The organism is Acinetobacter sp. CIP 101966, from assembly GCF_000369725.1.
GTDB lineage: Bacteria > Pseudomonadota > Gammaproteobacteria > Pseudomonadales > Moraxellaceae > Acinetobacter > Acinetobacter lwoffii_Q.
Genome location: NZ_KB850160.1, coordinates 972,418 through 986,807, shown reverse-complemented (window position 1 = coordinate 986,807; position 14,390 = coordinate 972,418). Strand labels below are relative to the sequence as shown.

At 42.1% G+C, this 14,390-nt stretch carries 11 protein-coding genes and 2 pseudogenes; 7 read left to right on the top strand and 6 right to left on the bottom strand.

Going from position 1 to position 14,390, the window contains the following annotated elements; genetic code table 11:
* Nucleotides 1-11 precede the first annotated feature (11 nt).
* A complete protein-coding gene (locus F891_RS10845) occupies nucleotides 12-944 on the top strand; it encodes an FAD-binding protein (protein ID WP_005263505.1) in 933 nt (310 codons plus the stop codon).
* Between the two features lie 176 nt (nucleotides 945-1,120).
* Nucleotides 1,121-1,567, top strand: a pseudogene (locus F891_RS10840) (hypothetical protein); the annotation flags it as partial.
* Between the two features lie 17 nt (nucleotides 1,568-1,584).
* Here the strand turns inward: F891_RS10840 and F891_RS17490 are convergent.
* A protein-coding gene (locus F891_RS17490; RefSeq protein WP_085940413.1) for an IS4-like element ISAba1 family transposase occupies nucleotides 1,585-2,675 on the bottom strand; the annotation gives its coding sequence in 2 pieces (ribosomal slippage) (nucleotides 1,585-2,135 and nucleotides 2,135-2,675; 1,092 coding nt in all).
* 72 nt (nucleotides 2,676-2,747) lie between these two features.
* On the opposite strand from F891_RS17490, the pseudogene F891_RS17850 reads away from it, so the two are divergent.
* From F891_RS17850 to F891_RS10820, 3 genes and pseudogenes are all read left to right on the top strand, one after another.
* A pseudogene (locus F891_RS17850) lies at nucleotides 2,748-2,969 on the top strand (hypothetical protein); the annotation flags it as partial.
* Between the two features lie 320 nt (nucleotides 2,970-3,289).
* Nucleotides 3,290-6,271 carry a DNA gyrase subunit A gene (gyrA, locus tag F891_RS10825; RefSeq protein ID WP_004731794.1) on the top strand — a complete coding sequence of 994 codons (2,982 nt, stop codon included), beginning with the start codon at nucleotides 3,290-3,292 and terminating at the stop codon, nucleotides 6,269-6,271.
* 68 nt (nucleotides 6,272-6,339) lie between these two features.
* On the top strand, nucleotides 6,340-6,765 hold the full coding sequence (locus tag F891_RS10820) for a hypothetical protein (RefSeq protein ID WP_004731792.1): 426 nt from the start codon (nucleotides 6,340-6,342) through the stop codon (nucleotides 6,763-6,765).
* 27 nt (nucleotides 6,766-6,792) lie between these two features.
* Here the strand turns inward: F891_RS10820 and F891_RS10815 are convergent, their stop codons facing one another.
* From F891_RS10815 to F891_RS10800, 4 genes are read right to left on the bottom strand one after another with little or no spacing between them, the layout of a single operon-like run.
* The gene (locus tag F891_RS10815; RefSeq protein ID WP_005263502.1) at nucleotides 6,793-7,893 is read right to left on the bottom strand and encodes an ABC transporter permease; all 1,101 of its coding nucleotides are present in this window, start codon (nucleotides 7,891-7,893) and stop codon (nucleotides 6,793-6,795) included.
* On the bottom strand, nucleotides 7,890-9,020 hold the full coding sequence (locus F891_RS10810) for an ABC transporter permease (protein ID WP_005100756.1): 1,131 nt from the start codon (nucleotides 9,018-9,020) through the stop codon (nucleotides 7,890-7,892). Before F891_RS10810 ends, F891_RS10815 begins: the two co-directional genes overlap by 4 nt.
* Entirely contained in the window at nucleotides 9,020-10,150 is a 1,131-nt protein-coding gene (locus F891_RS10805; protein ID WP_005263501.1) for an HlyD family secretion protein, read from the bottom strand. Before F891_RS10805 ends, F891_RS10810 begins: the two co-directional genes overlap by 1 nt.
* An 11-nt stretch (nucleotides 10,151-10,161) precedes the next feature.
* Nucleotides 10,162-11,622, bottom strand: coding sequence for a TolC family protein (locus F891_RS10800; RefSeq protein ID WP_005263500.1), 1,461 nt, complete (start codon nucleotides 11,620-11,622; stop codon nucleotides 10,162-10,164).
* 360 nt (nucleotides 11,623-11,982) lie between these two features.
* Here F891_RS10800 and serC point away from each other — a divergent pair, with 360 nt between their 5' ends.
* On the top strand, nucleotides 11,983-13,062 hold the full coding sequence (gene serC, locus F891_RS10795; RefSeq protein WP_004731779.1) for a 3-phosphoserine/phosphohydroxythreonine transaminase: 1,080 nt from the start codon (nucleotides 11,983-11,985) through the stop codon (nucleotides 13,060-13,062).
* A gap of 41 nt (nucleotides 13,063-13,103) precedes the next feature.
* Entirely contained in the window at nucleotides 13,104-13,235 is a 132-nt protein-coding gene (locus tag F891_RS18435) for a hypothetical protein (protein ID WP_017397656.1), read from the top strand.
* 380 nt (nucleotides 13,236-13,615) lie between these two features.
* Here F891_RS18435 and F891_RS10790 read toward each other — a convergent pair whose 3' ends face one another.
* Nucleotides 13,616-14,362: an IS5-like element ISAba31 family transposase gene (locus tag F891_RS10790; RefSeq protein WP_004731777.1), complete on the bottom strand. Its 747-nt coding sequence runs from the start codon at nucleotides 14,360-14,362 to the stop codon at nucleotides 13,616-13,618.
* Nucleotides 14,363-14,390: the final 28 nt, after the last annotated feature.

The window sequence follows — 14,390 nt, the reverse complement described above, 5'->3', positions numbered from 1 at the left end:
GGATAAAAATCATGAGTATTTTAGTTATCGCTGAGCACGACAACAAAGCATTAAACGCTGCTACTTTAAACGTTGTTGCTGCGGCGCAAAAAATCGGTGGTGATATCACTGTATTGGTTGCTGGTTCTGGCGCTCAGGCAGTTGCTGACCAGGCGGCTAAAGTTGCGGGCGTAAGCAAAGTATTACTTGCTGATGACGCTGCTTATGCAAACCAATTGGCTGAAAACGTGGCTAAACTTGTTGCTGAATTAGGTAAAGGCTATACACATATCCTTGCTGCTTCTACAACAACTGGTAAAAACATTTTACCACGTGCAGCTGCGCTTCTTGACGTAAGCATGATTACTGACATTATCGCGGTAGATGGTCCTAAGAGTTTCAAACGTCCGATCTATGCAGGTAACGCAATTGCGACTGTAGAATCAGGCGAAAACATCGTATTGGCGACTGTTCGTGGTACGGCATTTGATGCTGTAGCTGCTGAGGGCGGTTCTGCTGCTGTTGAAGCTGCTGCGTCTACGGGTGATGTGGGTATTTCTAAGTTTATCAACGAAGAAATCGTAAAATCTGAACGTCCTGAACTGACAGCTGCACGTATTGTGGTTTCTGGTGGTCGTGGTGTAGGTTCTGGTGAGAACTATCACAAGATCCTTGATCCATTGGCCGACAAGCTTGGTGCTGCTCAAGGTGCATCACGTGCTGCGGTAGATGCTGGCTTCGTACCAAACGATATGCAAGTGGGTCAAACTGGTAAAATCGTTGCACCTGACCTGTACATCGCGGTAGGTATCTCTGGTGCGATTCAGCATTTGGCGGGTATGAAAGAATCTAAAGTGATCGTTGCGATCAACAAAGACGAAGAAGCGCCAATCAATGCAGTTGCTGACTACTGGTTAGTTGGTGATTTGAACACTGTAATTCCAGAATTGGTTTCTAAAATCTAATTCCTGAATCGGGTTCAAAAACGCTCTTGCGCAGGCAGTAAGTGAATACTTGCTGCTTTGCTCAGGGGCGTTTTTTTATGCAAAAATTTTAAAAATACTCGGCAGTCGAAACTAGAGTATTTCATTTGCATGAAAAGTGATAAAATCCCGGTTTGCTTTTTCTCCTGTTTTTAATCATGTCCTTTTCCAAAGCCGCCCATATCCTGTTTATTAGTTTTTTGCTGATTGCGCTTTATCTGGGTATTTGTATTCATACTGCCCTGAATGCACCAGCTTCGGTAACTCAGTATTTATTTAGTGAATCAGGCGCTTTTGAAGTCATGAGTCCATGGTTATGGTACTTGCTGGCAGTGCTGTGTTTGCTTAATGTTGAAATCAAACCTAATACCCGAGTGTTTACGGCTATAGCAGCGACATTGTTGGGATTACGGGAAATGGATTTCCATAAGCAGGTGTTTGAAATGAGTTTTATCAAAACTAATTTCTATCGCAGTGCTGAAATTCCGCTCATGGATAAGCTGCTCGGATTTATTTTATTGCTCGGCATTATTTTTGTCTTTCTGGTACTGGCGAAAAAGCTGGTTCAAACCATACGAAGCATGAAGAATTCTTTGAATATTGCCTCTGTACACGACAAATTTCACAGAACCCTTATCCTATCAGGGTTCTGCCTTCTTAAAATTGCCAAAATTTCCTTAAACTCTTCTTTTTTCCCAAAACCAATTAAACGCTGAATCGCCATTTGAACATAGTCTAAACCATAGCGAAATAAACTCATTGAGAGTCGTCCATGCTTCTTTATTTTTATCGCTTTTTTTTGATCATGTTGCCATTCACCCGTTAAGTAACACCAACAGAAGCTTATAGCTAACACCGCAATCAATTTTTTCACTCGTCTAGGGTCTGTCAAGCGCGTATTTTCAAGATTAAACCCGCGTCCTTTGAGACAACTGAATAAGGTTTCAATTTCCCAGCGTAATGCATAATCCTGAATAGCATTGGCATTAAACTGAGGAGAAACGACGAGTAAAAGCTCTCCATTTTCTAACTGTAGTGCACTTATATATAGTTTCACCCGACCAACCAAAATCCGTCGTTTACGACATTCAATTTGACCAACTTTAAGATGGCGAAATAAATCACTAATTTTATGATTCTTTCCTAAATGATTGGTGACAATGAAGTTTTTTTAACACGAATGCAGAAGTTGATGTCTTGTTCAATTAACCATGTAAACCACTGCTCACCGATAAACTCTCTGTCTGCGAACACATTCACAATACGGTCTTTACCAAAAATGGCTATAAAGCGTTGAATCAAAGCAATACGCTCTTTCGTATCTGAATTTCCACGTTTATTAAGCAATGTCCAAAGGATAGGTATCGCTATTCCACGATAAACGATTGCGAGCATCAGGATATTAATATTTCGTTTTCCCCATTTCCAATTGGTTCTATCTAAAGTCAGTTGCACTTGGTCGAATGAAAACATATTGAAAATCAACTGAGAAATTTGACGATAATCAAAATACTGACCTGCAAAGAAGCGCTGCATACGTCGATAAAATGATTGTGGTAAGCACTTGATGGGCAAGGCTTTAGATGCAGAAGAAAGATTACATGTTTGCTTTAAAATAATCACAAGCATGATGAGCGCAAAGCACTTTAAATGTGACTTGTTCCATTTTAGATATTTGTTTAAGATAAGATATAACTCATTGAGATGTGTCATAGTATTCGTCGTTAGAAAACAATTATTATGACATTATTTCAATGAGTTATCTATTTTTGTCGTGTACAGAGGAATATTGCACATTTTTTTATCTTTCTCACCATTGCCTGTGGCGGACTGAGCAAAGTGCTCGATCGCACGACTTCAACCCTGAAAGAAGAATTCGGCATCCAGTTGGTGCCACATACTCAAATCATGATTATGACCATTGAGGAAGGGGTAGAAATGTTATTGCCAGTTTTATTGATTGTGGCCGTGCTGAGCTATCGTAAAGTACTGAACCAGGCACAATAAAAATATAGAAAAAACGATGAAGATGCGCCAGTTGATTGGCGCATTTTGTTTTTGTACTCCTGTATTTCTCAAAATTTTGGGTATTGAAAAATCCTGTCTGGATGCGCTGATTTTCGGTTTTGAAATAACAAGAAAATGATCACTAAAATGAAGATAATTAACAAGGTTAAGCTGAATATTTCGACACAAAAATACAAGTGTTTATGCTATAATTTAGGGCTGTATTTTAGTTTTTAACTCAGTCGTTTGAGTTAATGATTTTGCTAGTTTTACGACATATAAATACAAGCCAAAATTGGCTTGTAGAATAAGGAGTATGCATGAGCGTATCGGAAATTAGACCGATTGCCATTGAGGATGAACTTAAAAGCTCATATCTCGATTATGCGATGAGCGTGATTGTGTCACGTGCATTGCCCGATGTACGAGATGGTTTAAAACCTGTTCATCGTCGTGTGCTTTTCGCAATGCACGAATTAGGCAATGACTATAACAAAGCTTATAAAAAGTCTGCACGTGTAGTCGGTGACGTGATCGGTAAATATCACCCGCATGGTGATTCTGCCGTATACGAAACCATTGTACGTATGGCGCAAGATTTCAGCTTGCGTTACCAATTGGTTGATGGTCAAGGTAACTTCGGTTCGGTCGATGGCGATAGCGCAGCAGCCATGCGTTATACCGAAGTACGTATGCGTAAACTGACCCACGAACTGTTAGCGGATCTTGAAAAAGATACCGTCGAGTGGGAAGACAACTACGATGGCTCTGAGCGTATTCCTCAAGTCATGCCAACCCGTGTACCGAACTTATTGATTAATGGTGTTACCGGTATTGCAGTCGGTATGGCGACCAATATGGCGCCGCATAACATGACTGAAGTGGTGAATGCGTGTCTGGCCTATGCTAATGATCCTCAGATCAGTATCGAAGGGTTGATGGAACATATTTCTGGTCCGGATTTCCCGACAGGCGGTATCATTTACGGTAAATCAGGCATCGTCGATGCATACCGTACCGGTAAGGGCCGTTTGCATATCCGTGGTAAGTACCATTTCGAAGAAGATCCGAAGAATGGCCGTACCACGATTGTCTTCACTGAAATTCCATATCAGGTCAATAAAGCAAAAACCATTGAGCGTATTGCTGAACTGGTCAAAGAGAAAAAACTGGAAGGCATTTCAGAGCTTCGTGACGAGTCTGACAAAGACGGTATGCGTATCGCGATTGACCTGAAGCGCGGTGAAAACGCTGAAGTGATCGTGAACAACCTGTTCCAGAACACGCAACTTGAAAACTCTTTCAGCATCAATATGGTTTGCCTGGACAATGGCCAACCAAAATTGATGAACCTGAAAGACATCATTGCCGCGTTTATCCGTCACCGTCAGGAAGTAGTCACGCGTCGTACCATGTTCGAATTACGCAAAGCGCGTGAACGTGGTCATATCTTGGAAGGTTTAACCGTTGCTCTGGCAAATATTGATGCCATCATCGAAACCATCAAGAGTTCTGCAAATCCGGCTGAAGCGCGTGAGCGTTTGCAGGCAGGTGAGTGGGCAGGTGGCGGTGTTTTGGCCTTGTTGGAAAAAGCCGGTTCAGTTTCTGTGCGTCCGGATGAGATTGAAGGTGAAGACCCAAGTCGCCCATTTGGTTTGGATGGCGAGATTTATCGTTTGTCACCAACCCAGGTGAATGCAATTATGGAACTTCGCTTGCATCGTTTAACTGGTCTGGAACAAGACAAGTTACATGCTGAATATAGTGAAATCCTGTCACAAATTGCTGAACTGACTGCAATTTTGAATGACTTTAATCTGTTGATGAATGTCATTCGTGAAGAGCTGGCATTAATTCTTCAGCAGTATGGCGATGCACGTAAAACGTCGATTGTCGAGTCACGTATCGATTTCTCTCGTGAAGATCTGATTCCTGAAGAGCAAATGGTGCTGACGGTATCGAAATCAGGTTATGCGAAAACTCAACCATTGTCTGACTACGCTGCACAGCGTCGTGGTGGCCGTGGTAAGTCTGCGACCAGCATGAAAGAAGATGATTACATTCAACATCTGATTGTAACGTCAAGTCATGCGACGGTACTTTGCTTTACCAACGTTGGTAAGGTCTATCGTCTGAAAGTCTATGAAGTGCCGCAAGCCTCACGTGGTGCCAAAGGTCGCCCAATGGTGAATTTGTTGCCACTGGATGAAAACGAGACCATTACTGCGATTTTGCCTGTGATTGACGCGCCGAAGAAATTCAAAGAACGTCTGGCTGACTTCAAGGCATTTGTCAAAGCCAATGCAGCGCAGTTGCAAGCCAATGAAGTGATCAATGCTCATTTTGCCGAGCTTGAAGCAGCGCTGACAGAATCTGAAGATGGTGCGGATGATATTTCTGATGCATTGCGTATTCAATTGAAACAGTTGGGCTTGGAGCTTTCTGCAACAGACCTTGATGATGACATCATCAATGACTTTGCTCAGCAGGCTGAAGCGGTACGTAAAAACTTCTATGTGTTTATGGCAACCGAATACGGTACGATTAAACGTGTAGAGCTTGAACAGTTCTCAAATGTTCGTTCAAACGGTTTACGTGCGATTGAGCTGAATGGCGATGATACCTTGATTGGTGTAGCGATTACTGATGGCGAACAGCAAATCATGTTGTTCTCGAACGAAGGTAAAGCCATTCGCTTCGCAGAGACTGATGTACGTTCAATGGGCCGTTCTGCCAAAGGTGTACGTGGTATGCGCGTGACCATTGGTGCAGCTGCACAGCTAGAAGAAAATGACGAAACTGAGATCGAGTCTGATGACGAAGATGGTTCAGATTCAGCATTGATTAGCCGAATCGTATCACTGGTGGTTGTACCTGAAACTGGCGAAGTACTGTGTGCATCTGAAAACGGTTATGGTAAACGTACTCCAGTAGACGACTTCCCGACCAAGAAACGTGGCGGTAAGGGCGTGATTGCGATCAAGACCTCTGAACGTAACGGTCAATTGGTGGGCGCTGTTGCCATCGATGCTTCTAAAGAACTGATGCTAATCTCTGATGGCGGTACACTGGTTCGTACCCGTGCATCTGAAGTGGCGCAAACCGGTCGTAACGCACAGGGTGTTCGTCTGATCCGCCTAGGTAATGACGAATTGCTGGTCGGCGTGGTTTCAATTGAAGCTGTTGAAGAAGACGAGTTTGTTGAAGCGATTGAAGGTGCAGAATCTTTAGTGGCTGAAACGGATGCAGTTGCTGAAACTGAGCAAGTGGAAAAAGACGGTGAAAATTCAGTAGAAGAATAAGTTTTTTACTGATAAAAAGGGCGCTTCGGCGTCCTTTTTTATAAACCTTGACTGCATAAGGGTAAGCGATGAAAACCAAATTAATGTTGTTGGCAGCAGCGGTTGCATTGAGTGGCTGTAATTCAATGGACAATATTCCGGATCCGAGTCCTGAACAGGAAAAGGCGGCACAGCTAGCCTATGAGGATTTGCGTGACGGGAAATATGAGGAATTTCTGGATCAGTTAGAACCGCAGTTGCAAACCCAGTTTAAGGATAATGAAAAGCTGATGAAACGCTTTTCACGTTCAATTCCTCAAGGTGAATACAAGTCTAAGACTTTAATGACCAAAGAGATTGAAGAAGCAACCAATCAGCTTGGGCAATATAAGGTCAGCTATGAAATTGCCTATCCGGAGAATCTGGTTCAGTATGATGTGAGTTTTGACACGCCGAATGGTAGCAACAAGATTCGTAATTTCAATATTCAAGTCTTTGGCGAATCGAGTAAATAAGTGGAATAGGAGCATTGCTATAATGCTCTATCTGCTTTGATGACCAGAAATTAAACGTCGATAAGCCAGGAAAAAGCACAAGCTACCGATCATTCCAAGATAGAGCAGTTTAGGCAAGACTAGCTCTGTAGGCACACCCATTTGATTGAGTTGAATAAACATCTGCACAATTTGGGTGGAAGGCAGGATTTCGCCAACGACTTGCATCCAGATGGGCATGGCGGCATGCGGCCAGGCCGCACCAGATAAAAAGAACAGCGGAATAGAAGTGAATACAATGACATGCCCCGCACGTTCCGGCAGATCCAGAAAACTGGCAAATAGGCAGGTCATGCCCATTATCGTGTAGATAAAAACTGGAACAGCCAGTAGCATCCCGAGAAGGTTGCCACCGCGTGGATAATCAAATAGCCAGAAGCTAAAACCGAATAAATAGAAACATCCCAGACAGCCAATAGTAAAGACCGCTAAACACATCCCAATCAATGCATTTGCGTTTAATTCTACTTTTCTTTCCCGATATACTAAAATCAGCATACTCAAACCCAAAAGAATGGTTTGGTGAATAATTAAAGGTGCAACCGCAGGAAAGACATAACTGCCATAGCCGGACAGCGGATTAAATAAAGGAATTTGATGCACAGAAAGGGCCGGTGAAAAATCCGAGACCTTGCCAAAGCGTTCAGTATAGTCTGCCAACGTTTGCTCAACCGATGTGGCTAAGCCCAGACCAATTTGTTTGGTCACTAAAAAGTTGGCCGTGCTTAAATACAGTCCAATTCCGCCTGTTTCACCATGCCTTAAGCTTTGCGATAAATTGTCCGGCAGCAGTAAAATTCCATCGGCTTTTTGAGATTCCATCCATTGTTTGGCTTCGGCAAAATTTCCGGTAATCGCCTGAATTTCGACATTGGGGCTTTGTGCCACCTGACCAATAATGCGGGTGCTTAAGCTACTTTGTTCTTCATCGACAATGATAATCGGTAAGGCTTCAGCCTGCTGCGCCTGATAAGCAGTTGGATAAAAAAAGCTGTAAAACAAGACAGATAGAATCAGCGTGGTAAAGATCGTACCGTGACTGACAATATCTTTGAAGCTTTGTAGATAGTAAAACCAAAGGGATTTCATTGGACTGCTCCTTTGGCTATTTTTTTAAGAAACAGATAAGCCAGCAGAGCATAAACCAAAGCATAGACCAGCAGCATTAATCCAGCTTGCAGTGAAATATGCAATGGACTACCAATCACCCATTGTTCAGTTTGTAATTTGGCATAGGGCGTAAACGGAATAATATTGGCCCAAAACTGGGTGAACAGGGGCGCATTATTTAAAGGTAGGGTCACACCGGCAAAGCTCAAAGATGAACCCCCATAGACCGCAATGAGGCCGAAAGATTTACTTAAATCTTTGGTCGCCAGAACCACTGCACTGCTTAAAAATGCATAGGCGCTATATAGCAGAAATTGTGCCGATAGAATCAGGGCGAGCGAGCCGGCAACAAACCAGCCGCGAATTTCAATCAGCCAGAACATCCAGACCCAGGTCCACACACTAAAAATAGCCACATAGACCAGGTTCTTAGACAGCAATGCCATCCAGATGGATGAGTTGCTGAGCCAGCTTGTTAAGGTCTGTCGCTTCAGTTCCTGACCGACGGAAAATGCCACACAACAACACAGCAGTAAATGCAGAATTGCCGGAATGACATAGGGTTCCAGATAGAATTCATAATTCAGTTGTGGATTATACAGCGGCGATATTTTGATATGCGGTGACGGTGCTTCGAGAGAAGGCAGTCGGTTGCCCAGATATTGCTGTCCGCCAAATTCAGCCAGTGCTTGTAGGGTACTAACCAGCATGGCAGAGGAGATGGTATTTCCGATACTGAAATAACTCTGGTTAAAGGCAATACTGATGTCAGCATCCCGGGCACGAACCAGACGTTGCTCGGCACCGCTTGGAATATGGATATAACCCCAAATTTTATTTTGATTCAGTAGGCGCTCAATCTCAGCTGTTTGTTCCGACACTGTAGCAATTTTAAGAGTATGATTCAGCGCCACATGCTGATAAATGCTTTGACTCAGCGCACTCTGGTCTTGATCAATAATCGCAATCGGTAAATGATCCGGTTTCCCTTGAGCAAACATGCTGCTGAATAAAATAATCACCAGTGCAGGTGCGAGCGTGACTAGACACAGATCCCATTTTTCTCGGAGCAGATAGCGCAGTTCGCGCCATATACCCGTCCACATTATCGGGTCTCTTTCAGTTTAAATAACACGCTCATCCCAACTTTCAGTTCAGGAATCGCTGGTGTGGGCACAAGATGCAGCTTAAAACTTCGCACATCATAGCCGCCGGTTTGGCGTGTGGTTTTAATGGTGGCAAATTCACCTTCAGCACTGATCTGCTTGATTTTAAAAGTGGCGGTTTTATCTAGGGCAGGAATATAACCTTCAATACTGCTCATTTTTTGAAATGGGGCATATTGATCTTCACGAATATTCAGGCTCACCCACATTTGATCTTCAATCAGACTGACCACAGGGACTGCGGTGGCTACCAGCTCCGAGACTTTGCCATAGGTTTTAGACACCGTTCCGTTTACAGGTGCTACTAATTGGGTTTCTGCCTCTAATGCATTGGCTTCATCCAGCGCAGCCTGGGCAATATCTACTTGTGCATCGGCAGAACTCTTTTGCTGCGAGGTGCTGCCACGTTTGGCACGTGCGTATTGCTGATACGCTGCTTCTGTCATTTGTGCCGCTGATTGACTGGCTGCATACAATTCATCACGGCGCTGGCGTGAAATCACACCTTCCTTAAATAAATTTGCACCACGCTCATAAGAAACTTTGGCTAAATTTTGCTGTGCTTTCAGCGATTGCCAGTTGGCATACAGGCTGGCGATATTTTCTTCTTGCGAGCCACGTTCAGCAGTCGATTGTAAGGCCAGCGCAGATTGTAAAGCCGCTGCGGCTTGCTGTTTTTTGGCCTGAATTTCCGGGCTGTTTAAGCGCACCAGCACATCGCCTTTTTTGACCCGCTGACCTTCTTCTACATAAATTTCTTCAATACGGCTTGGCACTTTGGTCGCCACCTGAACTGTTTCAGCTTCTACACGACCCTGCAATTCAAGCGGAGCCGGTTGGTAGCTTTTCCACAATCCAAAAGCGATGACTGCCAGCAGAACTGGAATCAGGGCGAGCAATAAATATTTTTTCTTTTTAGCGATTTCAGGAGCTTGTTGTTGCTCGGTCGAAGTCGTCGCGTTGTTTTCTATTTCAGTTTTAGTTTCTACCTGTTGCACAGGAGATTTTTCTGTATCGCTGGATGAAGCCGCTTCATTCACAGGATCATTGGATTTTTGATCTTCGTTCATGTTCGGCTCCATTAGCGAATATAGTGAGTATTGGTATGTTGGATGTAGTTCGGAAATTCTGCAATCGAGCCATGGCTTTGTAATAGTGTGGCCAGTGACATCACATATTTGTAAGCATTCAAGGCAGTTTCGGCTCGTAGTCCGCTCAGCATATTTTGTGCATCGATGACCTGTATGGCGGTGCCCATATCTTCTTTAAAGGACAATTCTTGGATGCGTAAATTTTCCTGTGCGGCTTTCAAGTTTTGTGCCAGAAGCGCATCACTTTGCTGTGCACTGAGTGCTTCGCTATAAGATTTATAAATCAGATTTTCAATTTCCTGCTGGGTGCGTGCAGTGAGAAATTCTGTGGCAGAGCGTTTGAGTTCGGCAGCCTGAATATTTTTGTTTTTATCGATCCCGGAAAACAGGTTATAGCGTGCGGCAACTCCGACAATCCAGTTTTCATTTTGATCCAGACTATATTCACCAAAAGCAAAAACATTCGGTTTTTTCGCTGCTTGCTGGGCTTTGACATTGGCTTGAGCCAATTGAGTATCCAGCTGCATTTTTTGAATCAACGCAGAGTTTTGACTAAAAGTTTTTAGCAGATGATTTAAGGCCTGTGGCTCGGTTTTATTGACAAATAAAGGCGTCGAAAGTTCGGTGATGCTACTTTCTTGAAGCAGATTATTCAGCTGGAACAGGGCAGCATTCAAATTGGCCTGCGTATTTTGCTGACTGCGCTCGGCATTATTGCGTGCCACTTCAAACTGCATGCGCTGGCCTTTACTGATAAAACCTTGCTGTTCCATCTTTAAGGCATTGCGATAATGCTGCTGCATGGCATTCAGGTTAAACAGCGCAGCTGCATGCAGTTGCTTTTGAAGCTGCAAATTGAAATAACTTTGAATCAGTTCAAAACGCTGCGTGTCTTGCTGCTGTTTGTTGCTGAGCTGACTACGACCGACCTGAATATTGGCGATTTCTTTGGCGCTGCTTGTCAGTCCACCAGTATAAAGCGGCATCATGATTGAAACCGTCGGGCGAATCACCTGATCATCCAGTACGACATTCGAACTATCAGGAATTAAGCCAACTCCATTTTGAATAGGTTGTCTTAAGCTATTTTTTAGTGGGTCAGCCAGACCCCCTAAGTTCAGTTCATCAATTCTATTATTGACACCATCCGTTAAGGATTGCTCTAAATTATTTTTTAATGCACCCAAAGGCAGATCGAGTTCATTATGAAAGGCATACGCACGAACATTCAGGTCGACTCGTGGCAGACCTATACCTTTCACTGCTTCAGCTTCAAGTTTTGAGGCCTGCTCCAGACTTTGATAGGCTTGGCTGCTATAAGAATTTTGCAACAACTGACGTTCAGCGTCCTGAAAGCTGATGCTCTGCGCATGAGTAAAGCTGCCATACATCATCGATGCAAGCAGATTTAAACCCCAGACAAGCTGTCTTTTATTTTTCTTTAAGTTCATAAAGTCGCTAAACTGATTTAAAGCCGGTAATGTTATCCCGCTAGTATAAATCAAAGGTTCGTAGATAGAACTAGTGTAAAGTTATAGTATTGTTTCTTTTACATCTGTATTTCAAATACTTATCGGCTGTTTTTAATGGAATATCTAGAATCAAAAAATGGCTTAATCTTGAATATTTTCAATTGTTAGTTCAAAGATGATAAAAACAGCAGGCTAAAATACTGGTCAATTTATCTTGTGAATCTACATTGATTTTTTGACTCTATCTTGACTCATAGATTGAAATAATTTTGTGCAAGACCCTGCCAGATATGGTTAAATGCCATCATTTTATTGTGTTTCACTCTGAAAGGAAAAATCATGCGCGCGTACAACTTCTGTGCTGGTCCTGCTGCATTACCGACTGCCGTACTTGAAAAAGCTCAAGCTGAAATGCTTGACTGGCACGGCAAAGGTCTTTCGATCATGGAAATGAGCCACCGTAGTGCCGACTATGTTGCCATGGCTGAAAAAGCGGAAGCAGACTTACGTAAACTCATGAATATTCCTGAGAACTACAAAGTATTGTTCTTGCAGGGTGGGGCATCATTACAGTTCTCGGCAATTCCATTGAACCTGCTTGGCAAAAACAACAAAGCAGACTATATCGATACCGGTATCTGGTCTGAAAAAGCCTTGAAAGAAGCGCAGCGTTATGGCGATATCAATGTTGTAAAAGCAGGTATCCAAATTGATGGCAAATATGCGATCAGTGCACAAAGCGAATGGAATCTTTCTGATGATGCAGCTTATGTGCATTATGCCGATAATGAAACCATTGGCGGTCTGCAATTTGCTTCAATTCCTGAAACAAACAAGCCATTAGTTTGTGATTATTCATCTAGTATTTTATCTGCGCCAGTAGATGTCTCTAAATTTGGTTTGATCTATGCGGGTGCGCAAAAGAATATCGGGCCTGCTGGTTTAACGCTGGTGATCATTCGTGAAGATTTACTTGATCAAGCTAAACCTGAAATTCCAAGCATCTTGAAATATTCAGATCAAGCGAAAAATGGCTCAATGGTTAACACACCATCAACTTATGCATGGTACTTGTCTGGTCTGGTGTTTGAGTGGTTGCTAGAAAATGGCGGTGTAGATGCCATGCACAAAGTGAACCTTGAGAAAGCTAACTTGCTTTATGGTTATATCGATCAAAGCGATTTTTATGCGAATCCGATTTCAAAAGCAAACCGTTCAATCATGAACGTCCCATTTACCTTGGCTAATGCAGATCTTGAGAAACAGTTCCTGAAAGAAGCAGAAGCACAACATTTATTGAATCTTGCCGGTCACCGTTCAGTGGGTGGTATGCGCGCAAGTATTTATAATGCTGTGCCTTTAGAAGGCGTGCAGGCATTGGTGAACTTTATGGATGACTTTGCCAAACGCAATGGTTAATTCCTGAAACGAAAAAACCCAGCACAGGCTGGGTTTTTTTTATGAGTACAATAATTTTAGAAAATAAAAGTATGCAGGATGAATCCGCAGATCAGCATCCCCAACATGAAAAAAAGGCAGGACATCATATCAATATTATAGCGGGAGCTAAGATGATGCTCGACCTGTTGTAATGTTTCTTCTTGCACGATTTTCATAGATATTTATTGTCCGATCTATTTATCGTTAATACTAATTTGTTGTGAGTATTTTTATCATAAAAAATTGATTAAATAAAGTACATTTTTAATTAAAGAGCATAAATTTCATTTTTATTTAAATATTAGATTTGTATGACAACAGATTATTTATATGAGAAATCAATCGCTTATTTTTACAAGGTTTTTAGGGTTATTTTAAATATTTAAAATGAATTTATTTGAATTTAAAAATGTGGATAACTCGGTTTTTAATGAATTTAAATAGATTATTAAGCCAGAAAATATGTATAAAAAATAATCAAAAATTAAAATGACAAATAGGGTCTGTTGACATTTACTGTTCATAATTAACCCTATAAAGGTAGCCATAAAAATATACAGGCTAAAGCAACAGAACTTTGATAATTTCTTTTGAGCTTGTCATATCGAGTAGCTATTCCTCTAAATTGCTTTAATCTACAAAACATATTTTCAACTAAATGCCTGATTTTATATAAATAACAGTCCATATGGTCATTGTTCGATTGGCTATTTGTTTTCTTTGGTATATTCGCTTTAGTCCCTGTTTTCCTGATCTGTTCACGCAGTGGTTCTGAATCATAGCCTTTATCTGCACATACCACTTTTGTCTCTTTTAAATCTAATGTTGATATTAAATCAGGTGCAACTTTAACATCATGTGTGGTTCCATCGGTAATCATGAAATCAATAGGATTGCCATGTGCATCAACAATCAAATGTATTTTTGAGGAGTTTCCTCCTACACTTTTAGAAATAGATTGATTCGCTATACCGGCAGAATGTTGATGAGCACGTACATGAGAGCCATCAATAAAAATCCACTCCATATCGGGGCATGAGGCTAGTAATTTGAATAATCTAAGTAACTTACCGCTGCTTGACCAACGATTAAAACGTTTGAAAATAGAGTTTGAATGACCAAAACAACAAGGAATATCTCGCCACGGACAGCCTGTTCTAATTCTATAGAGAATAGCTTCAATAAAATTGCGTAAATTTGAGTTGTGGTGAATGGATAAATTACGCAGAATAACTTTCAACTTTTGCCAGTGTTGATCTGTCAGCATGGTACGAGGCATAGCGAATAGTAAAATTGGGTTTGGCGAT